Origin of the sequence: Mesorhizobium sp. M0848, assembly GCF_040319805.1 — a bacterium.
Classification (GTDB): Bacteria; Pseudomonadota; Alphaproteobacteria; order Rhizobiales; family Rhizobiaceae; genus Mesorhizobium.
Window position 1 is genome coordinate 171,072 of sequence record NZ_JAMYOM010000007.1, and the last position, 23,411, is coordinate 194,482.

Here is a 23,411-nt window from a genome sequence, read left to right on the forward strand (position 1 = left end):
CGCCCCTATTTGAAGACGCTCGGTAGCCAGAGCGAAATGGCCGGAATGTAAGTGACGAGCCCCAGTACCACGAGCCCGGCCCCATAGAACGGCCAGATCGAGCGCATCGCTTCCCAGACGGATATCTTGCCCACTGCGCACGCCACGAACTGCACAGCGCCCACCGGCGGCGTATTCAGCCCGATGCCGAAGTTGAGGATCATGATAACGCCAAAATGCACCGGGTCGACGCCGTAGGCTTGCGCCACGGGCAGGAAGATCGGCGTGCAGATGATAATCGTCGGGCCCATGTCCATGAAGGTGCCGAGGAACAGCATCAAGACGTTGAGCAGGAGAAGCACGATCAGCGGATCGTCCGAGATCGCGTTCATGGAGGCTATGAGCGCTGCCGGCACTTTCAGGAAGGCCATCAACCACGAGAACGCCGCCGCCATGCCGATGATGAGCAGCACCATGGCCGTGGTGCGCACGGCACCATGGGTGGCATGAACGAAACCTTCCCAAGTCATCTGCCGGTAAACGAAGACAGTAACGAGCAACGCATAGATGACCGCGACGCAGGAACTCTCGGTCGCCGTGAAAACGCCCGATCGTACGCCACCGAAGATGATCGCGATCAGCAGCAGGCCGGGCACCGCGACAGCGAAGAGATGCGCGACGGCGGTGAAGCCCGGAAACGGCTCGGTCGGATAGCCGCGGGAGCGCGCCACGAAATAGGCGGTGATCATCAGCGACAGGGCCAACAGCAGGCCCGGAATGATGCCGGCCGTGAACAGGTCGGCGATGGAGATCTTTCCACCTGCCGAGATCGAGTAGATGATCATGTTGTGCGACGGCGGCAGGAGCAGCGCGATCAGCGCCGCCATCGACGTGACGTTGACGGCGTAATCCGCTCCATATCCACGCGCCTTCATCTGCGGGATCATCAAGCCGCCGACCGCCGCTGCCTCGGCCACGGCGGAGCCCGAAATGCCGCCGAACAGTGTAGCGGTCGCAATGTTGACCTGCCCGAGGCCGCCGCGCAAATGGCCAACGAGCGAGCCGGCGAAGGCAACGATCTTGCTGGCGATGCCGCCGCGCACCATCAAGTCGCCGGCATAGATGAAGAAGGGAATGGCCAGCAGCGAAAAGACGCTCATGCCGGAATTCAGGCGCTGGAACACGATGAGCGGCGGCAGGCCCATGTAGAGGACGGTGGCAAAGCTTGCGACGCCGAGGCAGAAAGCGATCGGCGTGCCGATAAGCATCAGAAGGGTGAAGACGCCGAAGAGGATCCAGAGTTCCATGCCGTCAGACCTTCACGTTCGCCGTGTCGAGTTCGGTTGCGACTTCCGCCGGCGGCAGTTCATCGAGCACATCGTCGATCGGCGCACCGGAGAGACGAAGCACGATGCGCTCCAGCGTGAAGAGCGCGACGAGCACGCCTCCCGCGACCAGCGGGACGTAGTCCCAGCCCCCCGATATGCCGAGCGACGGCAAGGTAGCGCCCCAGGTCAATGCGACCAGTTGGCTGCCATACCAGATCATACCGATGCCGAAGGCGAGCGCGACGAGGTCCGAGATCATCCGCAGCCAACGCTTGCCGCCTTTGGGCAGCACGTAGAGCAGGACGTCGAAGCCGAGGTGATAGTTCTCGCGCACCCCGACGGCAGCGCCGAGGAAAATGAACCAGCTCATCAGCATCACCGAGCCCTGCTCGGTCCAGCTTGGCGAGCGGTTCAGGACATAACGACCGAACACCTGCCAGGCGACGAAGGCGGTCATCAGCACCAGCCCGATGCCTGCGACCCATAGCGCCGCTGTGCTGACGCGCGACATCATGCGGGCGACGCCGGACAGGGGCGGTCTGTGTGCTGGGCTGGAGGTCACCGGTTCTCTCCGCAAGGGGGATGGCGGCGCGGAATGCCCGCGCCGCCGCTTGATCACTGCACGGCCTTGATGGCTTCGACCATGGCCTTCAGCTTGTCGTCCTTGACGTGCTTCTCGTAGACCGGACCCATGGCGTCGATGAAGGGCTGCTTGTCCGGCGTCGTGATCTGCGAACCGGCCGCTTCGACTTTGGCGCGCGATTCCTTGACCTTGGCGGTCCACAGCTCGCGCTGCCTGGCGACGCTCTCCTTGGCGGCCGCCTTGAAGATCGCCTGATCCTCCGGCGTCAGCTTGTCCCAGCTCGACTTCGCCATGACGAAGGCTTCCGGCACCATAGTGTGCTCGTCGAGCGAATAGAACTTGGCGACTTCCGCATGCTTGGCGGTGTCGTAGCTCGGAAAATTGTTTTCCGCGCCGTCAATGACCCCGGTCTCGATCGCCGAATACACCTCGCCATACGGCATCGGAGTCGCGTTGGCGCCGAGTGCCGCCACCATGTCGACGAAGATGTCGGACTGGATGACGCGGAACTTCATGCCGGACAGATCGGCTAATGAGTTGATCGGTTTCTTCGAATTGTAGAAGGAGCGCGCGCCACTGTCATAGAAGGCGAGCAGCACCAGCCCGACCTGTTCGAACGCCGCCGCGATCTGATCGCCGACCGCCCCGTCCATGACCTTGTGCATATGGTCTTCCGAGCGGAAGATATAGGGCAGCGAGGGCACAGTGGTTTCGGGAATGAGCCCGTTGAACGGCGCCATCGAGATGCGGTTGAGGTCGATCACGCCGGTGCGAACCTGCTCGATCGTGTCCTTTTCTTCGCCTAGCTGCGCGGAATGATAGAGCTCGACCGCATAGCGGCCGGCCGTACGCTCCTTTACAAGCTCGCCGAAATATTTGACTGCCTCGACCGTCGGATAGCCGTCCGGGTGGGTGTCGGACGAGCGCAGAACCGTCTGGGCGCTTGCCATTCCGGCCATCAGTGCGGCGGCGAGCAGCGCAGCTCCCGTCAGTCTTGAAAAATGCAACATGGTTTCCTCCCTTTGCATTGCGGGCGAGTTGCCCCTTCAGAGCCGATACGCCTTTTTCGCCAGCGTATAGGTCAGTTCCCGCGCCAGCTCATGCGCCTCGTCCTCGCGCAGCCTGTGCTCGGCGACGAGACGCGCCAGGAACGCGCAGTCGACCCGCCGCGCCACATCGTGACGTGCCGGGATCGATGGAAAGGCGCGGGTATCGTCATTGAAGCCGACGGTGTTGTAGAAGCCGGCCGTCTCGGTGGTCATCTCGCGGAACCGCTGCATGCCTTCCGGGCTGTCGTGGAACCACCAGGCCGGCCCGAGCTTCAGCGCCGGGTAGACGCCGGCCAGCGGAGCCAGCTCGCGCGCATAGCTGGTTTCGTCGAGCGTAAAGAGAATGACGGTGAGGTCGCGCTCCAGCCCGACGCAGTCGAGCAGCGGCTTCAGCGCCGTCACATAGTCGGTCCGGGTCGGGATATCGAAGCCCTTGTCGCGGCCGAATTTTTGGAAGATTGCGGGCGAATGGTTGCGCCAGGAGCCGGGATGGATCTGCAGGACCAGCCCATCGTCGAGGCTCATCTTGGCCATCTCGGTCAGCATCTGGGCGCGGAACAGTTTTCGCTCGCGCTCATCGTCGGAACCACGGCGAACCCGATTGAACAGCTCTTGCGCCGCCGCATCCGAAAGATTGGCGGTCTCGGCCGTCGGATGGCCATGATCTGACGAAGTCGCGCCGAAGCTTTTGAAGAAGGCGCGCCGCTGGCGATGCGCGTCGAGATATCCGGCCCAGCTGCCGGTGTCGCAGCCGGTGATCTCGCCGAGCCGACCGAGATTGGGTGAAAACCCCTCGAAATCAGGATCGACGACGGCATCCGGCCGGTAGGCGGTGACCACACGGCCCTGCCAGCCGCTGTCGCGGATCATCTGGTGCCATTTGAGATCGTCGAGCGCGCCTTCCGTGGTCGCGATGACCTCGATGTTGAAACGCTCGAACAGCGCGCGCGGGCGAAAATTCTCCCACTGCAGCAGCGTTGCAATCGTGTCGTAGTGGCGGTCGGCCGTCGCGGCGGTCAGCGGTTCGTCGATGCCGAACAGATCGGCAAGTACGTGGTCGAACCACAGCCGGGTCGGTGTGCCCCGAAACAGATAATAGTGCTCGGCAAAGCGCCGCCAGATCGTCCGGCCGTCGGTTTCGACAGGCGCGCCGTCCAGCGTCGCGACGCCGAGATCCTCGAGGCGGACGCCCTGGCTGAACAGCATGCGGAAGATGTAGTGATCCGGGACGATGAGCAGTTGCGCCGGATCCGGGAATGGCTCGTTCAGCGCATACCAGCGCGGATCGGTGTGGCCATGCGGGCTGACAAGGGGCAGGTCCTTGATCCCGGCATAGAGATCACGGGCAATCGCGCGCGAATGCGCCTCGGCGGGAAACAGCAGATCCGCATGGGTCAGTGTCACGGTCATCCTCCCAAGGCCACTATCGGTAGGGGCGGCAAGAAATAATGTCAACATACAAAAATCCGATTGTTGTATGATGACTTTTCGACCCATTGTGTGGCAGGAAATCGAATGTTACGCCGCTTTGCCGATCCCTGCCGAGGCCACTCATGTCATCCGACCAGACCAGTCGCACCACGACGACCGAACGCCTTTCCACGAAGACGGTGCGCGCACTGCCGGCTTCGATCGCGACACCTGCGTATGATCGCAGCCGCGTCATCCCGGGCATCGTGCACCTTGGTGTCGGCGCCTTCCACCGCGCCCATCAGGCAGCCTATGTCGACGATTGCCTGGCGGCAGGCGACGCGGATTGGGGCATAACAGGCGTTTCGCTGCGCAGCACCGACACGCGCGACGCTCTCACGCCGCAGGACGGGCTCTACGCGCTGGCGATCAGAAGCAGTGGAACCGAAAGGCTTCAGGTCATCGGTTCGATCGGTGTGATGCTGGTGGCGCCGGAGGATCCCAGGGCGGTGCTGGTCGCGCTGACCGATCCGCGCACCCGCATCGTCACGCTGACGATCACTGAAAAGGCCTATCTGAGGGCGGCAGGCGGCGGATTGGACGCCGCACATCCCGATATCGCCCATGATCTGGCCAATCCCCGGATGCCGAAGACAGCGCATGGTTTTCTGACCGAGGCGCTTGCCCGGCGACGCGCCGCCGGCACGCCGCCCTTCACTGTCCTGTGTTGCGACAATTTGCCGGCCAACGGCGCCACGCTGCACCGGCTGTTGGTCGAATTCGCCCAGTTGCGAGATGCCGGGCTCGCGCAATCGAGCGATGTCGGAATTGCCGACCACATCGCACAACAAGTCGCGTTTCCCTCCAGCATGGTCGATCGCATCGTGCCCGCAACCACTGACGCCGATCGGGCGCGGATCGCTGAAGAACTCGGCGTCGAGGATGCCTGGCCCGTGATGACCGAGCCGTTTTGTCAGTGGGTGGTCGAAGATAAGTTCCCGACTGGCCGGCCCGCGTGGGAACAATTCGGCGTCACCATGGTTCGCGATGTCGGCCCGTTCGAGGACATGAAGCTCAGGCTGCTCAACGGCTCGCATTCGGCCATCGCCTATCTTGGCCTGCTCAGCGGTCATGCCACCGTCGACCGCGCCTTCGCCGACCCGGCGATCCGGCAATTCGTTGATGCATTGTGGGCCGAAGCCATCCCGACCCTGCCCGAGGATGCCGGATTGGACACGAGCGCCTATACTGCGGAGCTCGCGGAGCGTTTTTCCAACACTGCACTTGCCCATCGCACGGCGCAGATCGCCAATGACGGCAGCCAGAAACTGCCGCAGCGCATCGTCGCCTCCGCCATCGAATGCCTCGAAGCCGGTACTGAATTGGTCCATCTAACCCTGGTGGTGGCTGCCTGGATCGCCGCTTGCGCCGCGCGAGGAAAAACCTTGCCGGCGGGACATTTCACCGATCCGCTCGACGCGGCGCTGACGGCACTTTTGAGCGAGCAGCTGCCGGCCAACGAAACCGTGACCGCGGTGTTCGACCTGGCCGGCTTCGCCAGGGACCATGCCGAGCGGCAGACGTTGATCGAACTCGTGGCTGTCCATCTCGTCCACCTGCGGCGCGATGGTCCGGTTCTGGCCTTCGCCGCGCTCGGCATACAGAGCGAGCAGGCCTGAGCTACGGCCTCGCGGTTATGATGTCGGCGGGACAGCGCCCCTAGGCGCGAAGGATCGCGACAGAACGCCCGTCCTGCGCGCTACCAATGGCATGAATTCCAGAGTCTGCCCTCAGGCCTTACGCCGGCAGGATGGCGCCTTCCAGCGTGGTGAGCTGGCTAAGGAACTGTTCCGCCTTGCTGCGAGCCTCGTCGTCCTTGGCATCAGTGGCGTCTTCCTTGGCTTCCTGGATGCGGCGCGCGAGATCGGCGCGGTCGACATCCTTCACCGCGACAGCCGATTCCGCCAGCAGCGTGCAGCCGGCCGGAACGATGTCGGCGAAGCCGCCGAACACCACATAGCGCTCTTCGCCGCCCGCCGCGGTCTTCACCGTGACGACGCCCGGCTTGATCGTGGTCATGACCGGAGCGTGATGCGCCATGACGGTCATCTCGCCTTCGGCGCCGGGAATGACGACGGATTCGACCTGCTCGGAAACGAGCAGACGCTCCGGCGAGACCAGTTCGAACTTGAAAGCTTCAGCCATGATCAATTTAGTGAGTAGGGAATAGGAACTAGGCAGTAGTAAGTGGCCCTAACCGGTCCACATTACGCAGCTGCTATTCCCCACTCACTACTGACTACTCCCTATTCCCTAAATTAAGCCGCTTCAGCCGCGAGGCGCTGTGCCTTCTCGACCGCTTCCTCGATGCCGCCGACCATGTAGAAGGCAGCTTCCGGAAGGTGATCGTAGTCGCCGTTGCAGAGGCCCTTGAAGCCCTTGATGGTGTCGGCGAGGTCGACCAGCTTGCCCGGCGCGCCGGTGAACACTTCGGCGACGAAGAACGGCTGCGACAGGAAGCGCTCGATCTTGCGGGCGCGGGCCACGGTTTGCTTGTCCTCTTCCGACAGCTCGTCCATGCCCAGGATGGCGATGATGTCCTGCAGCGACTTGTAGCGCTGGAGGATCGACTGCACCTGGCGCGCGACGCCATAATGCTCGTCGCCGACGACCAGCGGGTCGAGCATGCGCGAGGTCGAATCCAGCGGATCGACGGCCGGATAGATGCCCTTTTCGGCGATGGCGCGGTTGAGCGTCGTCGTCGCGTCAAGGTGGGCGAACGAGGTCGCCGGCGCCGGATCGGTCAAGTCGTCGGCGGGCACATAGATGGCCTGCACGGACGTGATCGAGCCCTTGGTCGTGGTGGTGATGCGTTCCTGCAGCGCGCCCATGTCGGTGGCGAGCGTCGGCTGATAGCCCACGGCCGAAGGAATACGGCCGAGCAGAGCCGACACTTCCGAACCGGCCTGCGTGAAGCGGAAGATGTTGTCGACGAAGAACAGCACGTCCTGGCCCTGGTCGCGGAAATATTCGGCAACCGTCAGGCCGGTCAGGCCGACGCGGGCGCGCGCGCCCGGCGGCTCGTTCATTTGGCCGTAGACGAGTGCGGCCTTGGAGCCTTCGCCGCCGCCCTTCTTGTTGACGCCGGATTCGATGAACTCGTGATAGAGATCGTTGCCTTCGCGGGTGCGCTCGCCGACGCCGGCGAACACCGAATAGCCGCCATGCGCCTTGGCGATGTTGTTGATCAGTTCCTGGATCAGCACGGTCTTGCCGACGCCGGCGCCGCCGAACAGGCCGATCTTGCCGCCCTTGGCGTAGGGCGCCAGCAGGTCGAGCACCTTGATGCCGGTGATCAGGATCTGCGCTTCCGTCGACTGCTCGACATAGGTCGGAGCCGGCTGGTGGATGGAGCGCATTTCGGTCGCGTCGACCGGGCCTTCTTCGTCGACCGGCTCGCCGATGACGTTGATGATGCGGCCGAGCATGCCCGGGCCGACCGGCACGGTGATCGGCGCGCCGGTGTCACGCACTTCCTGGCCGCGAACCAGACCTTCGGTCGAGTCCATGGCGATGCAGCGCACTGTGTTTTCACCCAGATGCTGGGCGACTTCGAGCACCAGGCGATTGCCGACATTGGTCGTCTCGAGCGCGTTCAGGATCGCCGGCAGGTGATCGCCGAACTGCACGTCGACAACGGCGCCGATGACCTGGCGGACCTTGCCGGCAACGCCGGTTGCCTTGCTGGCCACTGCCAATGTCTTGGCAGCGGCGGCCTTCGCCGGTGCTGCCGCCTTGGCCGGGGCTGCTGGAGCCTTTGCCGCCTTCACGGGGGCTGCGGTTTTCGCGGCTGCGGCCTTGGGGGCTGCCGTCTTGGATGTCGCCTTCTGGGGGGTCGCTGCTTTCGCCATCGTCTTTACCCTTTTTCGTCCTTTGTTTCTCACGCGGTCCAGTCGCGGGTCGATGACCCGCGAACCACGCCTAGAGCGCCTCGGCGCCCGAAATGATTTCGATCAGTTCCTTGGTGATCTGCGCCTGCCGCTGGCGGTTATAGGTGATCGACAGCTTGTTGATCATGTCGCCGGCGTTGCGCGTCGCATTGTCCATGGCGCTCATCTTGGCGCCCATTTCGCCGGCCACATTTTCGAGCAGCGCCCGGAAAACCTGCACGGAGATGTTGCGCGGAATGAGGTCGGAGAGGATTTCGCCCGGCTCCGGCTCATATTCGTAGACGGCGTTGCCGCCATCGATCGCCTCGGCAGGAGCCGAAGCAACGCCGGCCGGAATGATCTGCTGCGCGGTCGGGATCTGGCTGATCACCGACTTGAACTGCGAATAGAACAGCGTGCAGATGTCGAAGCCGCCCTCATTGAAGAGGTGGATGACCTTCTTGGCGATCGCATCGGCATTGACGAAGCCGAGTGTCTTGACCTCGCGCAGATCGACGCGGTCGATGATCATCGACGCATAGTCGCGGCGCAGGATGTCGAAACCCTTCTTGCCGACGCAGATGATCTTGACCTGCTTGCCGTCCGCCAAAAGCTTGCGGATATGGTCGCGGGCAAGGCGGGCGATCTGCGAATTGAAGCCGCCGCACAGGCCGCGCTCGGCGGTGCAGACGACGAGCAGATGCACGTCATCCTTGCCGGTGCCGGTCATCAGCGCCGGGGCATCGCCGCCGCCGCCGATGGCCTGGGTGATGTTGGCCAGCACGGAACCCATGCGCTCCGAATAGGGGCGCGCCGCTTCCGCAGCCTCTTGCGCACGGCGCAGCTTCGCCGCGGCGACCATCTGCATCGCCTTGGTGATCTTCTGCGTCGCCTTGACCGAGGCGATACGGTTACGAAGGTCTTTTAATGAAGGCATGCTTCAAACCTGATCCCGTCTTGCAATTCGCTCAGGCGAAGGTCTTGGCGAAAGCGTCGATCTCGGCCTTCAGCTTGGCGCGCAGATCGTCCGACAGCGCCTTTTCCTTGCGGATGGCATCGAGGACGTCCTTGCCGGCCGAACGCATGTGGCTGAGCAGGCCATGCTCGAACTTGCCGACCTGGTTGACCGGCAGCTTGTCGAGATAGCCGTTGACGCCGGCGAAGATCACCGCGACCTGCTCTTCCGTCTTCAGCGGCGAGAACTGCGGCTGCTTCAGGAGTTCGGTCAGGCGCGATCCGCGGTTGAGCAGGCGCTGCGTGGCGGCGTCGAGATCGGAGCCGAACTGCGCGAAGGCCGCCATTTCGCGGTACTGCGCGAGCTCGCCCTTGATCGAGCCGGCAACCTGCTTCATCGCCTTGATCTGCGCGGCCGAGCCGACGCGGCTGACCGACAGGCCGACGTTCACCGCAGGACGGATGCCCTGGAAGAACAGGTTGGTTTCGAGGAATATCTGGCCGTCGGTGATCGAGATCACGTTGGTCGGGATGTAGGCCGACACGTCGTTGGCCTGCGTCTCGATGATCGGCAGCGCGGTCAGCGAACCACCGCCCAGATCGTCGTTGAGCTTGGCGGCGCGCTCGAGCAGGCGCGAGTGCAGGTAGAAGACGTCGCCCGGATAGGCTTCGCGGCCCGGCGGGCGGCGCAGCAGCAGCGACATCTGGCGATAGGCGACGGCCTGCTTCGACAGATCGTCATAGCTGATCAGCGCGTGCATGCCATTGTCGCGGAAATATTCGCCCATGGTGGCGCCAGCGAACGGCGCCAGGAACTGCATCGGTGCCGGATCGGAAGCGGTGGCGGCGACGATGATCGAGTATTCGAGCGCGCCGCGCTCTTCCAGCACCTTGACGAACTGCGCGACGGTCGAGCGCTTCTGGCCGACGGCGACATAGACGCAGTAGAGCTTTTCCTTCTCGGGGCCGTTGTCGTGCACCGATTTCTGGTTGAGCATCGTGTCGAGGATGATGGCGGTCTTGCCGGTCTGGCGATCGCCGATGACCAGCTCGCGCTGGCCGCGACCGACCGGGATCAACGCATCGATGGCCTTGAGGCCGGTCGACATCGGCTCGTTCACCGACTTGCGCGGGATGATGCCGGGCGCCTTGACGTCGACGCGCTTGCGCTCGACTGCCTTGATCGGACCCTTGCCGTCGATCGGATTGCCGAGCGCATCGACAACGCGGCCGAGCAGGCCGGGGCCGACGGGGACGTCGACGATCGCGCCGGTGCGCTTGACGATATCGCCTTCCTTGATGTCGCGGTCGGCGCCGAAGATGACGACGCCGACATTGTCGGCTTCGAGGTTGAGCGCCATGCCGCGGATGCCGCCGGGGAATTCGACCATTTCGCCGGCCTGGACATTGTCGAGGCCGTAGACACGGGCGATACCGTCACCGACGGACAGCACCTGTCCGACTTCGGAGACCTCGGCCTCCTTGCCGAAATTCTTGATCTGGTCTTTCAGAATTGCGGAAATTTCCGCGGCGCGGATGTCCATCAGCCGACCTCTTTCAGTGCAAGCTTGAGCGAATTGAGTTTGGTTTTGAGCGACGTATCGATCTGGCGCGAGCCCATCTTGACCACCAGCCCGCCGAGCAGCGACGGATCGACGGTGACGGAGATGGCCACGTCCTTGCCGGCAACGCTCTTCAGCGCCGCCTTGAGTTCGGTCTGCTGGGCAGCCGTCAGCTCGTGCGCCGACGTCACTTCAGCAGCGGTCTCGCCACGATGTTCGGCTGATATCTGGCGGAACGCCCTGATCATGCCGGGAATGGCGAACAGCCGGCGGTTGCGGGCGACGACGCGCAGGAAATTGCCAGTGAGGCCGGCAATCCCCGCCTTGTCGGCAATCGCCGCAATGGCCTTCGCCTGGTCCTCGCTGGAGAACACCGGGCTATTGATCAGCCGGGTGAGATCAGCGCTGCCCGCGAGCATGGCTTCGAAACTGTTGAGGTCGGCTTCGACCTTGGCCACGGAATTTGCCTGCAGGGCGAGTTCGAACAGCGAACCCGCATAGCGTTCTGCGACACCTGAGATTGGCGATGACGATTGAGCCACGGACCGTCTTTTCTCTTGTCTGACAGGCCGTAGATTGTTGGCGCGAGCAAAAACTCTGGCTAAATCTTTGACCTTACTGCATTTTTTCGAGCACGGAGGCGCGGCTTCCGCTATCACCGGCCGAAAGTCGATTGCCGTCTAGCACAGGCATTTTAAGACCGCAATGCGTCGTTCCGCATGGTTTTCAGGCACTATTGTCGCATCCGGGGAAAGTCACCCGTCTTCCATCGCGGAATACCCAACGATTCAAGGCAGAAAGCCGAAGGCAAAGGCGAGCGGCAACGCCGCCAGGACCAATTCCAGCACAATGGAAACCCAATTGAAAGGCGTGTTGGCGCCATCAGACATCATCGACAGCAGCCGGCCGAAGGCGGTGAACAACCAGGAAAAGCCGAGCGCCATGTAGATCAGCGGCTGCGCCAGCAGGATACAGCACAGGCCGACACCGAGATAAAAGCCCGACATCCTGCCGCGCCCCTCGGCGATCGCGGCAGCCTTCTCTGGCTTGACCTGCAAGCGCAGGGCACGGAAGGCGAGACCAGGTGCCAGAAAAAACAAAAGGCCGAGCAGCACGGTGAAGACGGCGCTCGACCAGGCCAGCCATTCGCCCTGGCTCGTCGGCCATGGAAGCGCAAAATCCATCTCGTCCCCTCGAAATGCCTGTTTTGAAATTCCCGGCATTCTAGCGAAGGAAAGAAAGGACGCCAGATGGAGTTCGGCAATTTGCGGAAGCCTGTCAGCCCAGCGTGAATTCGACCGCCGCCTCGGCATGGATGCGCGTTGTGTCGAAGACCGGAACGTCGAAGTCCTGCTGGCCGATGAGCATGGTGATCTCGGTGCAGCCCATGATGACGCTGTCGGCCGCCTCTTCGCGGCGCAGGCGCTCGGTCTCGGCTATGTAAGCCGCCTTTGAAGTCTCCTTGACGATGCCTTGGCACAGTTCCTCATAGATGACACGATGGACCATGTCGCGCCCGGCCGCATCCGGCACCACAGGGCTCAATCCAAATCTGTCGGCGAGCCGGCCCTTGTAGAAGTCCTGCTCCATGGTGAAGCGCGTCGCCAGCAGCGCCGGCCGCTGCATGCCGGCGCGCTTGACCGCCACCGCCGTGGCGTCGGCGATGTGGATCAGCGGGATCGACACCGACGCCTGCACCTCATCGGCCAGCCTGTGCATGGTGTTGGTGCACAAAAGCAGACCTTCCGCGCCGCCGGCCTCGAGTTTGCGCGCTGCTTCGACGAGAAGCACGCCGGCGCCGTCCCAGTCGCCGTGATGCTGCCGCTCGGCGATCTCTGCAAAATCGAAGGACCACAGCAGGAGTTTGGCAGAATGCAAGCCGCCCAGCCGCTCGCGCACGATCTCGTTGAGCAGGCGATAGTAGATGGCGGTCGATTCCCAGCTCATGCCGCCCAGAAGGCCGAGGGTTTTCATAAGGGCTGTTCCTTTTCCTGGGCGATCCCCGATACTATAAACACATGAGAGCATAAGGAGGTCGCAGTGAAAACCGTTCAGCTTCAGCAGGCCAAGGCGACACTCTCGGCAATTGTGGAGGCTGCGGGAAACGGCGAGCCAACCATCATAAAAAAAATGGCAGGCCGGCTGCCATGATCGTCCCGGTCGATGAAGGGCGAAAGCTCTATTCGCAAGACAGTCGGAGAAATTTGGCTGATTGGTTACTTCGGTATCCTGGCGGCATTGAATTTGAGCGAAACGAATCGCCGTCACGAGACGTCGAGTTTTGAGCCGCCCGACGTACCTATTTGAATCCACTTACCAAGCGCCCGGCAGCCATCGCCTCTACAAAAAGCTCTGCGGATCAATATCGACCTGCACCCTGACCGAACCGCGCTGTTTTGGCCCGTTGGCCAGCATGGCCCTGATAAAACCTTGCATATCGGCGCGCCGCTCGCCCTGGATCAGCAGGCGGAAGCGATGGCGGCCGCCGAGCAGTGACAGCGGCGCCTCCGCCGGGCCGAGCACGAACAAATCCGTCGCCTCGGGCGCGGCGCGGCGCAGGCCACGTGCATGGCCTTCGGCTTCAGCCCGCGTCACCGCACTAACGATGACGCCTGCGAGCCGGCCGAAGGGCGGCAGTGCGGCCCGTTCGCGCTCGGCGATCTCGCGCTCGTAAAAGGCCTCGGCGTCGCCCGAGACGATCGCCCGCATCACCGGGTGGTCGGGCTGAAAAGTCTGCAGCAGGCCAAGGCTCTTCTTGCCGGTGCGGCCGGCGCGGCCGGTGACCTGGCTGAGCAGCTGAAATGTGCGCTCGGCGGCGCGCGGATCGCCATTGGCAAGGCCAAGATCGGCATCGACGACGCCGACCAGGGTCATGTTGGGAAAGTTGTGGCCCTTGGCGACGAGCTGCGTGCCGATGACGATGTCGGCCTCGCCATCGGCGATCGCCTCCAGTTCCAGCCGCAGCCGCCTTACGCCGCCCATCAGGTCCGACGACAAGACGATGGTGCGCGCGTCGGGAAAATGCGTAACGACCTCTTCGGCGATCCGCTCGACACCTGGCCCGCAGGCGACCAGATGATCGAGCGTGCCGCATTCCGGGCAGGCTTCGGGGCGGCGCTCATTGTGCCCGCAATGATGGCAGACCAGCTGGCCGCGAAAACGATGCTCGACCAGCCAGGCCGAGCAGACCGGGCAGCCGAAGCGGTGGCCGCAGACCCGGCACAGCGTCAGCGGCGCATAGCCGCGCCGGTTGAGGAACAGCAGCGACTGCTCCTGCCTCTCCAGCGTCTGGCGCATCTGGTCGAGCAGCACCGGCGACAGGAAACCGCCACGCGCCGGAGGCGCGCGCCGCATGTCGACCGCCTTCAGATGCGGAAGCGCCGCCTCGGCGAAGCGAGCGGAAAGCACCGCTCTGTTGTATTTACCTTGGCTGGCATTGACCCGGCTTTCAACCGATGGCGTCGCCGACGCCAGCACGACCGGAAAGCTGCCGATATGGGCGCGCACCACCGCCATATCGCGCGCATTGTAGAAGACGCGGTCCTCCTGCTTGTAGGCAGGGTCGTGCTCCTCGTCGACGACGATCAGGCCAAGCTCCTTGAACGGCAGGAACAGCGCCGAACGCGCACCGGCGACGACCCGCACGCCGCCTTCCGCCACTTGCCGCCAAACCCGCTCGCGCATCCGCGGCGGCAGGTCGGAATGCCATTCACCCGGCTTGGCGCCGAAGCGCTGCTGGAAGCGCTCGAGAAAGGCATGCGTCAGCGCGATTTCCGGCAGCAGGATCAGCACCTGCCTGCCCTGGTCGAGCGCAGCCGCCACCGCTTCGAAATAAACCTCCGTCTTACCTGATCCGGTGACGCCGTCGAGCAGCGCGACGTTGAACACGCCGGCTGCGACATTGGCGCGCAGCATCTGCGCCGCGGCGCTCTGGTCCGGCATCAGTTCCGGTGTGGCGTAGGCGGGATCGGGCGCGGCCACCACCGGGCGCGGCGGGATCATCACGGTCTCGAACACGCCTTGCGCCCTCAGGCCGTCGATCACCGTCGACGACACGCCGGCGGCGTGAGCGAGGCCGGAGCGCGTCCAGGCAAGGCCGCCTTCGGCCGTCTCCAGCACGCGCTGCCTGGCGCTCGTCATCCGGTCGGGTGCGAGAAGCGTGCGCTGCAATCCCTCGATCCACGGTTCGGGGTCGAAAGCCTCCGGCGCCCTGAGCAGCATGCGCGCCACCATGCCCGGCGGCGACAGCGTGTATTGCGCCACCCAGTCGACGAAGCGGCGCATCGCGCGGTCGATCGGCGGGCAGTCGAAAACCTGTTCGATGGGGCGCAGCTTTTTCGCGTCGACCTTCTCGACCGCGCCATCCCAGACGATGCCGGCGACCTGGCGCGGCCCAAGCGGCACGCGCACGATCGAGCCCGGCACCACGCGCATGCCGGCCGGCACGGCATAGGTGTAGGGGCGTTCGGCGGGCATCGGCACCAGCACCGGTGCGGCTGCGACAAAGGGCGAATCTTCGATCATGAGGCGTGACCTTGCCCTGACTTTGGTCTAGATCAAAGGCCGACCCCGAATGTGCATGACATGCACATGAAAATCTTCAGGAGACCCGCCATGAAATTTTTTGTCGACACCGCCGACGTCAAGGATATCCGTGAGCTGAACGACCTGGGGCTGCTCGACGGCGTCACCACCAATCCGTCGCTGATCCTCAAATCCGGCGGCAAGATCGCCGACGTCACCAAAGAGATTTGCGATATCGTCAAGGGTCCGGTCTCGGCTGAAGTCACCGCCACCGAATATTCCGAGATGATGCAGCAGGCCAAGGTTCTGGCCAAGATCGCCGACAATGTCTGCATCAAGGTGCCGCTGACGCTGGACGGGCTCAAGGCCTGCAAGACGATCCGCACCGAGATGAACCGCCTGGTCAACGTCACGCTGTGCTTTTCGGCCAACCAGGCGCTGCTGGCGGCCAAGGCCGGTGCCTCGTTCATCTCGCCCTTCGTCGGCCGCGTCGACGACATCGGCATCGACGGCATGGAGCTGATCCAGGAGATCAGGCAGATCTACGACAATTACGATTTCCAGACCGAGATCCTGGTCGCTTCGGTGCGCACCGTGAACCATGTCAAGCAGGCGGCGCTCATCGGCGCCGATGTCGTGACCGCGCCGCCGGCGACCCTGAAGGCACTGGTCAAGCACCCGCTGACCGATAAGGGCCTGGAACAGTTCCTTGCCGACTGGGCAAAAACCGGCCAGAAGATCGGCTGAGAATGGCGATCGGCTGAAGCCAATTCGCTTGTGATGAAAAGGCCGGGCAACCGGCCTTTTTCATGTGCGCTTCAAGCGGGCTGCCGATCAGTCCGCGCCATCGTCCTCGGGTGCGCTTGCCGGCTGGCGCCGGCCCATGATGATTTCGCGTTTGCCGACATGGTTGGGTGTGCCGACCAAACCTTCCTTTTCCATACGCTCGACCAGGGACGCGGCGCGGTTGTAGCCGATGCCGAGGCGGCGCTGGATGTAGGACGTCGAGCACTTCTTGTCGCGCACCACCACCTTGACCGCCTCGTCGTAGATCGCGTCGCTGTCTTCGGCTGCAATGGATCCCTTGTCGAAGACCGCGCCCTGGTCTTCTTCGATTTCTTCCTCGTCCTCATCGGCCGTCACGGTTTCCAGATATTCGGGGCGCCCTTGCGCCTTGAGATGCGCGACGACATGCTCGACCTCCGCGTCGGAAACAAACGGCCCGTGCACGCGGGAAATGCGCCCGCCGCCCATCATGTGCAGCATGTCGCCCTGGCCAAGCAATTGTTCGGCGCCTTGCTCGCCCAGGATTGTGCGGCTGTCGATCTTCGATGTCACCTGGAAGGAAATCCGGGTCGGGAAGTTGGCCTTGATCGTGCCCGTGATGACATCGACCGAGGGGCGCTGCGTTGCCATGATCAGGTGAATGCCGGCAGCGCGCGCCATCTGCGCCAGACGCTGGATCGCGCCTTCGATCTCCTTGCCGGCGACCATCATCAGGTCGGCCATCTCGTCGACGATGACGACGATGTAGGGCATCGGCGCAAGGTCGATTTCCTGCTGTTCGAAAAGCGGTTCGCCGGTGCCCTTTTCGAAGCCGGTCTGCACGGTCATGACAACCGTCTCGCCCTTGTCGCGGGCAGCGGCGGCACGCTCGTTATAGCCGTCGATGTTGCGCACACCGAGCCGCGCCATCTTGCGATACCGGTCCTCCATTTCGCGCACCGCCCATTTGAGCGCCGTCACGGCTTTCTTGGGGTCCGTGACGACGGGCGTCAGAAGATGCGGGATGCCGTCATAGACAGAGAGTTCGAGCATCTTGGGATCGACCATGATCAGCCGGCATTCTTCCGGCTTCAACCGATAGAGCAACGACAGGATCATGGTGTTGATGGCGACCGACTTGCCGGAGCCGGTGGTTCCGGCCACCAGCAAATGCGGCATCTTCGCCAGCTCGGCGATGACCGGCTCGCCGCCGATCGTCTTGCCGAGACAAAGCGCCAGCTTGCAGCTGGTCTTGCGAAAGCCTTCCGATTCGATCAGCTCCCGGAAATAGACGGTTTCGCGCATCTCGTTCGGGAGCTCGATGCCGATGACGTTGCGGCCAGGCACGACGGCGACCCGCGCCGAAATCGCCGACATGGAGCGGGCGATATCGTCGGCAAGCCCGATGACGCGAGAAGATTTGACGCCCGGCGCCGGCTCGAACTCATAGAGCGTGACGACCGGGCCTGGGCGAACATGAATGATCTCGCCACGCACGCCGAAGTCCTCGAGCACGCTTTCCAGCAGATCGGCGTTCTGCTCGAGCCGCTCCTGCGACATGTAGAAGCCTTGTCCCTCCGGTGGCTGCTGCAACAGCTCTTCCGAGGGAAGCTCATAGGGATCGCCCGCGGTTGACAGCACGACCTTTCCAGCCCCAGGCAAGCGCGCGGAGCGGGCGCCAACGGCCCTGGCAGGGACGTTCACACTTGGCGCGGCCGATACGGAAACGGCATCGCTTTTGGCGGCTGGGATTGCGACAGCCTGGACCGGCGACGGCGCATTGCTCGCCGGCACGCCAGGTTGGGCGACGGTCCGGTTCGAATTGGCCGGCCAAACATCCGGCAACGGCTTCAAGACCTGGCCCGGAAGGCAGTCGATGACACGAAACAATGCGGTGGCATCGGTCCCTGTCGTCGGGCGAATGTCGATCGGCATAGTGGTCACTGGCGCTACGGCGACCGGTGCAGGCGACGCTGGACCGGTCTGCCGGGCCGGCGACGAAACGTCGACCAGATAGGGTGCCATGGCCTCGAAGAAGGCATGATCCGAAAGATATGGCCAGCGCAGCCTTTCGGAAGTGGTCGTTTTGGCGCCCGGAGCAACGGACGCGTGCGCGGATGCCCGTGCCGTAGCGACCGACCTCGGCGGCACCGGCGCAACGGCTGGCACCCTCTCCCTGGTGCGCTCCGGGGCAACAAAAGCAGCAGCCGGCGGCAGTGGCCCTTGCGCGGCGTGGCCGGCCAGCGGCTGGGAAGCAGGGCTGTTCACCGACGCCGGCAATGCCAGGAGCGAGGGCGCGGAGGACGCCCCGCCGACCACGGATTGCGCAACGGCTTGCTCTGCTGGGCGCGTCGCGGCGTGTTCGACAACACGCTCGTGCTGCGGACGATGCTTCCTGGCCTCATAGTCCGGCGTGCGTGTAAAACGCACGTTGGGTGCAAGGAAGAAATATTCCTGCCAGGCAGGGCTCTCGATATCGCCGATTTTCGAAGGCGTATCGTCCGAGCAACCCCGCGGTTCCATATAGGGCCGCTTGTTGCCGCCGAGATCGACCACCTGTGCGGAATAGCCGGCCCGGCGTGTGGTGGGCTGCCGGCCGTCCGGCTCCTTGCGAGCCGGACGATCAAGGTCGCCTGCCGCGGAAGAACTTCGCTGACCACCCCTGTCGCCGATGCTCTCCAAGCGCTTCCCCTCGGGGCCATCAGGCAATGCAGCCGTCGATAAATTGACCCGGGAAAAACGCTTGGCTTCCATTCTCAAGACTCACTTTGAAATGTCTGCCGAGCAATAGGGAGCGAGTGGTTAACAGTTGCTTCCCGGATGGATCGCCGACCATCCCTGGGCACCAAAATCTTCGTGGTGGTCTGCGAGCGACACGGCACGATCGTCGTCTCCCCGCACCCACGCTGGTGGCGCGATCTACTCGCTGCGCCGCAGTAGCTCGATGGGTATCTTCGGACAATCCCTGTTCGGAATCTGGCTCTGTTCGGGAATCTGGTCATGATCCCACGATCACCCCATCGTGCCTGGAGCCAGACCGTTTCCGTGAAGCGATGAGGTGCGCTAGCCGGTCTTGCCGTGCCGGACAAGGTCCTGGGCAATGGACAGCTGCAGCGCTTCCGCCAACTCTCGCGCAGCGCGATTCTCGGCGTCGATCTGCGCCCGGTATGCGGCGAATTCCTGACGCGGCCTGTCGAAGGACGAGGTGATCGAACGTTTGCCGGATGCGATCACCACGCCGGTCTTCGCATCGGCCAGCGTATAGCTGCCAGTCAGCGTCACGGAACCGGCGGTCGGTTCGTCTTCATCCGTTCCGACCTGCACGAGTGCCGCGGACTCGACCGCTTCGGTCACGCCGAGATTGAGCGAATATGCCGGCGAGGCCGGCTCGCCGGCGCCTCGTCCAAACCCGAAAATCAGATTGTTGCGCACCTGTTGGCCGTAACGCGTATTGACCGGCTTGATGCCGATCAACGCCAGTTCGGCACTGGCACTGGCCTGCGAACCCGACAGTGGCGCGCTCGAATAGAGCGGCCGCACCGTGCAGGCCGAGACAAGCGCGAGCGAACCTATCAGGCCGGCAAGCGCTATGCGGCGCAGCAAATGGCTCAACTCTGTCTTTTCCCGATCAGGCAACGACATTGACGATCCTCTGCGGCACGATGATCACCTTGCGCGGAGCCTTCCCTTCGAGTGCTTTCTGCACGAAGTCGAGAGCCAATACCGCTTTTTCGACCGCACCTTGGTCCGCGTCGCGGGCAATTGTCAAATCCCCCCGCTTCTTGCCGTTGACCTGTACCGGATAGGTGACTTCGTTGTCGACGACCAGCGCCGGATCGAAGACCGGCCAAAGCCGTTCGGCAACGAGATCGGTGCCGCCAAGCGCTGCCCAGCACTCCTCGGCCAGATGCGGCATGACCGGCGCTATCAGATGCACGAGAATCTCCACCGCCTGCCGGCAGGCGCCTTTCAGCGCTGCATCGGCCTTGCCTTCGGCCACCTCGTTGAGCGGCGTGGTCAGCGCGTTGGCCAGTTCGTAGATGCGGGCGATGGCGCGGTTGAAGGCGAGCTTCTCGATATCCTCTCCGACCGCCTTCAGGATCTTGTGCGCGGCCTTGGAAACCACCGCGGCCTCACCGCTGCTGGCCGCCACGGGCTTGATGCCGGCCAGTGTTTCGGCCGCCGTCGACACCAGGCGCCAGATGCGCTGGATGAAGCGATGCGCACCGGCAGCGCCATCGTCGGTCCACTCGACATCGCGCTCGGGAGGAGAATCCGACAGCATGAACCAGCGCGCCGTATCGGCGCCGTAGCCATCGGTGATGTCTTCCGGGCTCACCGTGTTCTTCTTCGATTTCGACATCTTTTCCAGCGGACCGATGGTGACGGCCTCGCCGGTGGCGATGTCGATGGCGCTGCGCTTGCCGTCGACATCCTCCAGCCGAACTTCGGTGGGCGCCAGCCAGCGGCCATTCGATGCCGAGCCGACGCGATAGGTTTCGTGCACCACCATGCCTTGCGTGAACAGGCCCTTGAACGGCTCGGCCAGATCGACATGGCCGGCCTCGCGCATGGCGCGGGTGAAGAAGCGCGAATAGAGCAGATGCAGGATCGCGTGCTCGATCCCGCCAATATACTGGTCGACCGGCAGCCATTCGTTGGCCGCCTTGGGATCGGTCGGTTCATGCGCCCACGGCGCGGTGAAGCGGGCGAAGTACCACGACGAATCGACGAACGTGTCCATCGTGTCGGTTTCGCGCCGCGCATCCCTGCCGCATTGCGGACATTTCACATGGCGCCATGTCGGATGCCGGTCGAGCGGATTGCCCGGGCGATCGAAATCGACATCGTCGGGCAGCTTCACCGGCAGGTCCGCCTTCGGCACCGGCACCACGCCGCAACCCTCGCAATGAATCATCGGGATCGGGCATCCCCAGTAGCGCTGGCGCGAAATGCCCCAGTCACGCAGGCGGAAATTCACCTTGCGCTCGGCCATCGGCCGGTTGCCGATCGTCTTCTGCTCCAGCAGTTTGGCGACCTCGTCGAAAGCCTGATCCGGCTTCATGCCGTCGAGAAAGCGCGAATTGATCATCACGCCGTCATCGACATAGGCTTCATCGATGATCTGGAACGTCGCCGGATTCTCGCCTTCCGGCATCACCACCGGAATCACCGGCAGGCCGTATTTGTTGGCGAAGTCGAGGTCGCGCTGGTCGCCGGACGGACAGCCGAAAATGGCGCCGGTGCCGTATTCCATCAGCACGAAATTGGCGACATAGACAGGCAGCGTCCAGTTGTCGTCAAACGGATGGACGACGCGGATGCCGGTGTCAAAACCCTTCTTCTCAGCTGTCTCCAGCGCCGCCACCGAGGTGCCCATATGGCCGATATCCTCGATGAACTTCGCCAGCGCCGGATTGTGCGCAGCGGCCTTCTTGGCCAACGGATGATCGGCGGCGACAGCCATGAAGGAAGCGCCGAAGATGGTGTCGGGCCTTGTCGTATAGACTTCCAGCTCATGCTCGCCATCAGAGGCGTCGGCCAGAGGCCAGCGGATCAGCAGGCCTTCCGAGCGGCCGATCCAGTTCTGCTGCATCAGCTTCACCTTTTCCGGCCATTCGTCGAGGCCGTCGAGCGAATCCAGCAGATCCTGCGCGAAGTCGGTGATCTTGAAGAACCACTGCGTCAGTTCGCGCTGTTCGACCAGCGCGCCCGAGCGCCAGCCGCGCCCGTCGATGACCTGCTCGTTGGCGAGCACGGTCATGTCCTCCGGGTCCCAGTTGACCTTGGAGGATTTGCGCGTCACCAGCCCCTTCTCGACAAAATCGAGGAACAGCATCTGCTGGCGGTGGTAGTAGTCGACGTCGCAGGTGGCGAATTCGCGCGCCCAGTCCAGCGACAGGCCCATGACCTTGAGCTGCTCGCGCATGGTGGCGATGTTCTGGTAGGTCCATTCCTTGGGGTGGACCTTGTTTTGCATCGCCGCGTTTTCGGCCGGCATGCCGAAGGCGTCCCAGCCCATCGGGTGCAGTACGTTGAAGCCCTTGGCCCGCTTGTAGCGCGCCACCACGTCGCCCATCGTGTAGTTGCGGGTGTGGCCTATATGGATGCGCCCCGACGGATAGGGAAACATCTCCAGCACATAGTATTTCGGGCGCGGATCGTCATTGTGCGCTTCGAACAGCTTCTTGGCGTCCCAGGCCTTCTGCCATTTGGGCTCTGACGCGCGCGGATTGTATCGTTCGGTTGCCATGGGACGTTTTTCACTTAAAAGCAGGCGCGAACTGCGGGCGATGGCTCGGCAGTTCAGGGAATGTGGTCCGGGTGTTCACCATGGTTTGGCAAACCCGTCAACCATATGGGTATCGCGTCTGACAAAAACGCCGGTCAAAACAGCAGGATTTGCATATGGGTGACGCCGTTCAGCAATTTTTCGCGGTCAAGGCGAAGATCGCCGCCGCCGAGCGCGAGGCCGGCCGCGAAGCCGGCGTCGTGACGCTGGTCGCGGTCTCAAAGACCTTCGACGCTGCCGACATCGGCCCGGTCATCGAGGCCGGCCAGCGCGTCTTCGGCGAGAACCGCGTGCAGGAGGCGCAAGGCAAATGGCCTGATCTGAAGGACGCATTTCCCGACATCGAACTGCATCTGATCGGCCCGCTGCAATCCAACAAGGCCAAGGAGGCTGTGGCGCTGTTCGACGTCATCGAGACGATCGATCGCGAGAAGATCGCCGCCGAACTGGCCAAGGAGATCGCCAGGCAGGGCCGCGCACCGAAGCTCTACGTCCAGGTCAACACCGGCTCCGAGCCGCAGAAGGCAGGCATCGAGCCCCGCGACGCCGTGGCCTTTGTCGCCCGCTGCCGCGACGAGCATGGCCTCGCCATCGAGGGCCTGATGTGCATCCCGCCGGCCGATGAGAACCCCGGCCCGCACTTCGCGCTGTTGGAAAAGCTCGGCAAGGAAGCCGACGTCGCCAAACTCTCGATGGGCATGTCTGGCGACTACGAGACGGCGATCGCCTTCGGCGCCACCAGCGTCCGCGTCGGTTCGGCGATCTTCGGCAGCCGATAGTTCCGATGCACAGACCGGTCTCTAGTCGCTAAATTCCAACATATTCGATTGGCTGCAGGCCACCACACCTTCGTCATCCTAGGGCGGAGCGACGCGAAGCGCAGACCCTAGGATCCATGCCGTGACGACAAGGAAAATGCAGCGGTGCAGAATTCTGTTCCGCTGCATTCTTCGGCAGATGTCGCGGCATGGATCCTCGGGTCTGCGCTGCGTCGCTGCGCTCCTTGCTCCGCCCGTGGATGACGACGAGAGAGATG

The 23,411-nt window shown here is 63.4% G+C and carries 18 protein-coding genes; 3 read left to right on the top strand and 15 right to left on the bottom strand.

Annotation, left to right across the window (positions count from 1 at the left end):
- Nucleotides 1-5: 5 nt before the first annotated feature.
- The 4 genes from NKH95_RS10345 to uxaC form a co-directional block, all read right to left on the bottom strand.
- Nucleotides 6-1,286: a TRAP transporter large permease gene (locus NKH95_RS10345; protein ID WP_352611358.1), complete on the bottom strand. Its 1,281-nt coding sequence runs from the start codon at nucleotides 1,284-1,286 to the stop codon at nucleotides 6-8.
- Between the two features lie 4 nt (nucleotides 1,287-1,290).
- Nucleotides 1,291-1,821 (bottom strand): TRAP transporter small permease, encoded by a 531-nt coding sequence (locus tag NKH95_RS10350; protein ID WP_031213442.1) that lies wholly within the window; start codon nucleotides 1,819-1,821, stop codon nucleotides 1,291-1,293.
- A gap of 101 nt (nucleotides 1,822-1,922) precedes the next feature.
- Entirely contained in the window at nucleotides 1,923-2,900 is a 978-nt protein-coding gene (locus tag NKH95_RS10355; protein WP_128304059.1) for a TRAP transporter substrate-binding protein, read from the bottom strand.
- A gap of 36 nt (nucleotides 2,901-2,936) precedes the next feature.
- Entirely contained in the window at nucleotides 2,937-4,349 is a 1,413-nt protein-coding gene (uxaC, locus tag NKH95_RS10360; protein WP_352891472.1) for a glucuronate isomerase, read from the bottom strand.
- A 143-nt stretch (nucleotides 4,350-4,492) separates the two neighbouring features.
- Here uxaC and NKH95_RS10365 point away from each other — a divergent pair, with 143 nt between their 5' ends.
- Nucleotides 4,493-6,028 (top strand): mannitol dehydrogenase family protein, encoded by a 1,536-nt coding sequence (locus tag NKH95_RS10365; protein WP_352891474.1) that lies wholly within the window; start codon nucleotides 4,493-4,495, stop codon nucleotides 6,026-6,028.
- A 118-nt stretch (nucleotides 6,029-6,146) separates the two neighbouring features.
- On the opposite strand, the gene NKH95_RS10370 is transcribed toward NKH95_RS10365, so the two are convergent.
- The 8 genes from NKH95_RS10370 to NKH95_RS10410 all read right to left on the bottom strand — a co-directional run bounded on the left by NKH95_RS10370 (nucleotide 6,147) and on the right by NKH95_RS10410 (nucleotide 15,318).
- Nucleotides 6,147-6,554: a F0F1 ATP synthase subunit epsilon gene (locus tag NKH95_RS10370; RefSeq protein ID WP_013529039.1), complete on the bottom strand. Its 408-nt coding sequence runs from the start codon at nucleotides 6,552-6,554 to the stop codon at nucleotides 6,147-6,149.
- A gap of 113 nt (nucleotides 6,555-6,667) precedes the next feature.
- Nucleotides 6,668-8,260, bottom strand: coding sequence for a F0F1 ATP synthase subunit beta (gene atpD / locus NKH95_RS10375; protein WP_352799234.1), 1,593 nt, complete (start codon nucleotides 8,258-8,260; stop codon nucleotides 6,668-6,670).
- Nucleotides 8,261-8,330: 70 nt separating this feature from the next.
- Nucleotides 8,331-9,215, bottom strand: a complete 885-nt coding sequence (locus NKH95_RS10380) for a F0F1 ATP synthase subunit gamma (RefSeq protein WP_127261419.1) — start codon at nucleotides 9,213-9,215, stop codon at nucleotides 8,331-8,333.
- Between the two features lie 31 nt (nucleotides 9,216-9,246).
- Entirely contained in the window at nucleotides 9,247-10,776 is a 1,530-nt protein-coding gene (gene atpA, locus NKH95_RS10385; protein WP_023811756.1) for a F0F1 ATP synthase subunit alpha, read from the bottom strand.
- Nucleotides 10,776-11,336, bottom strand: coding sequence for a F0F1 ATP synthase subunit delta (locus tag NKH95_RS10390; RefSeq protein ID WP_023762496.1), 561 nt, complete (start codon nucleotides 11,334-11,336; stop codon nucleotides 10,776-10,778). The genes atpA and NKH95_RS10390 overlap by 1 nt, the downstream gene beginning before the upstream one ends.
- A 246-nt stretch (nucleotides 11,337-11,582) precedes the next feature.
- Nucleotides 11,583-11,978: an AGROH133_08824 family phage infection protein gene (locus NKH95_RS10395; RefSeq protein WP_013529034.1), complete on the bottom strand. Its 396-nt coding sequence runs from the start codon at nucleotides 11,976-11,978 to the stop codon at nucleotides 11,583-11,585.
- A gap of 94 nt (nucleotides 11,979-12,072) precedes the next feature.
- Nucleotides 12,073-12,768 carry an aspartate/glutamate racemase family protein gene (locus tag NKH95_RS10400; RefSeq protein ID WP_023811754.1) on the bottom strand — a complete coding sequence of 232 codons (696 nt, stop codon included), beginning with the start codon at nucleotides 12,766-12,768 and terminating at the stop codon, nucleotides 12,073-12,075.
- 366 nt (nucleotides 12,769-13,134) lie between these two features.
- Nucleotides 13,135-15,318 carry a primosomal protein N' gene (locus NKH95_RS10410; protein WP_352891477.1) on the bottom strand — a complete coding sequence of 728 codons (2,184 nt, stop codon included), beginning with the start codon at nucleotides 15,316-15,318 and terminating at the stop codon, nucleotides 13,135-13,137.
- A gap of 90 nt (nucleotides 15,319-15,408) precedes the next feature.
- Here NKH95_RS10410 and fsa point away from each other — a divergent pair, with 90 nt between their 5' ends.
- Nucleotides 15,409-16,065, top strand: a complete 657-nt coding sequence (gene fsa, locus NKH95_RS10415; protein ID WP_127270489.1) for a fructose-6-phosphate aldolase — start codon at nucleotides 15,409-15,411, stop codon at nucleotides 16,063-16,065.
- A gap of 87 nt (nucleotides 16,066-16,152) precedes the next feature.
- Here fsa and NKH95_RS10420 read toward each other — a convergent pair whose 3' ends face one another.
- The 3 genes from NKH95_RS10420 to leuS all read right to left on the bottom strand — a co-directional run bounded on the left by NKH95_RS10420 (nucleotide 16,153) and on the right by leuS (nucleotide 22,336).
- Nucleotides 16,153-18,837, bottom strand: coding sequence for a DNA translocase FtsK (locus NKH95_RS10420; RefSeq protein WP_352891479.1), 2,685 nt, complete (start codon nucleotides 18,835-18,837; stop codon nucleotides 16,153-16,155).
- Nucleotides 18,838-19,146: 309 nt separating this feature from the next.
- A complete protein-coding gene (gene lptE, locus NKH95_RS10425; RefSeq protein ID WP_023811749.1) occupies nucleotides 19,147-19,725 on the bottom strand; it encodes an LPS assembly lipoprotein LptE in 579 nt (192 codons plus the stop codon).
- A complete protein-coding gene (gene leuS / locus NKH95_RS10430) occupies nucleotides 19,712-22,336 on the bottom strand; it encodes a leucine--tRNA ligase (protein ID WP_352773025.1) in 2,625 nt (874 codons plus the stop codon). Before leuS ends, lptE begins: the two co-directional genes overlap by 14 nt.
- A gap of 155 nt (nucleotides 22,337-22,491) precedes the next feature.
- Here leuS and NKH95_RS10435 point away from each other — a divergent pair, with 155 nt between their 5' ends.
- Nucleotides 22,492-23,154: a YggS family pyridoxal phosphate-dependent enzyme gene (locus tag NKH95_RS10435; RefSeq protein WP_352891481.1), complete on the top strand. Its 663-nt coding sequence runs from the start codon at nucleotides 22,492-22,494 to the stop codon at nucleotides 23,152-23,154.
- The last annotated feature ends 257 nt before the right edge of the window (nucleotides 23,155-23,411 follow it).

What these genes read in the sequence shown, in the direction of transcription:
- NKH95_RS10345 (WP_352611358.1), bottom strand. Translation starts at nt 1,286, where the DNA reads ATGGAACTCTGGATCCTCTTCGGCGTCTTCACCCTTCTGATGCTTATC.
- NKH95_RS10350 (WP_031213442.1), bottom strand. Translation starts at nt 1,821, where the DNA reads ATGATGTCGCGCGTCAGCACAGCGGCGCTATGGGTCGCAGGCATCGGG.
- NKH95_RS10355 (WP_128304059.1), bottom strand. Translation starts at nt 2,900, where the DNA reads ATGTTGCATTTTTCAAGACTGACGGGAGCTGCGCTGCTCGCCGCCGCA.
- uxaC (WP_352891472.1), bottom strand. Translation starts at nt 4,349, where the DNA reads ATGACCGTGACACTGACCCATGCGGATCTGCTGTTTCCCGCCGAGGCG.
- NKH95_RS10365 (WP_352891474.1), top strand. Translation starts at nt 4,493, where the DNA reads ATGTCATCCGACCAGACCAGTCGCACCACGACGACCGAACGCCTTTCC.
- NKH95_RS10370 (WP_013529039.1), bottom strand. Translation starts at nt 6,554, where the DNA reads ATGGCTGAAGCTTTCAAGTTCGAACTGGTCTCGCCGGAGCGTCTGCTC.
- atpD (WP_352799234.1), bottom strand. Translation starts at nt 8,260, where the DNA reads ATGGCGAAAGCAGCGACCCCCCAGAAGGCGACATCCAAGACGGCAGCC.
- NKH95_RS10380 (WP_127261419.1), bottom strand. Translation starts at nt 9,215, where the DNA reads ATGCCTTCATTAAAAGACCTTCGTAACCGTATCGCCTCGGTCAAGGCG.
- atpA (WP_023811756.1), bottom strand. Translation starts at nt 10,776, where the DNA reads ATGGACATCCGCGCCGCGGAAATTTCCGCAATTCTGAAAGACCAGATC.
- NKH95_RS10395 (WP_013529034.1), bottom strand. Translation starts at nt 11,978, where the DNA reads ATGGATTTTGCGCTTCCATGGCCGACGAGCCAGGGCGAATGGCTGGCC.
- NKH95_RS10400 (WP_023811754.1), bottom strand. Translation starts at nt 12,768, where the DNA reads ATGAAAACCCTCGGCCTTCTGGGCGGCATGAGCTGGGAATCGACCGCC.
- NKH95_RS10410 (WP_352891477.1), bottom strand. Translation starts at nt 15,318, where the DNA reads ATGATCGAAGATTCGCCCTTTGTCGCAGCCGCACCGGTGCTGGTGCCG.
- fsa (WP_127270489.1), top strand. Translation starts at nt 15,409, where the DNA reads ATGAAATTTTTTGTCGACACCGCCGACGTCAAGGATATCCGTGAGCTG.
- NKH95_RS10420 (WP_352891479.1), bottom strand. Translation starts at nt 18,837, where the DNA reads ATGGAAGCCAAGCGTTTTTCCCGGGTCAATTTATCGACGGCTGCATTG.
- lptE (WP_023811749.1), bottom strand. Translation starts at nt 19,725, where the DNA reads ATGTCGTTGCCTGATCGGGAAAAGACAGAGTTGAGCCATTTGCTGCGC.
- leuS (WP_352773025.1), bottom strand. Translation starts at nt 22,336, where the DNA reads ATGGCAACCGAACGATACAATCCGCGCGCGTCAGAGCCCAAATGGCAG.
- NKH95_RS10435 (WP_352891481.1), top strand. Translation starts at nt 22,492, where the DNA reads ATGGGTGACGCCGTTCAGCAATTTTTCGCGGTCAAGGCGAAGATCGCC.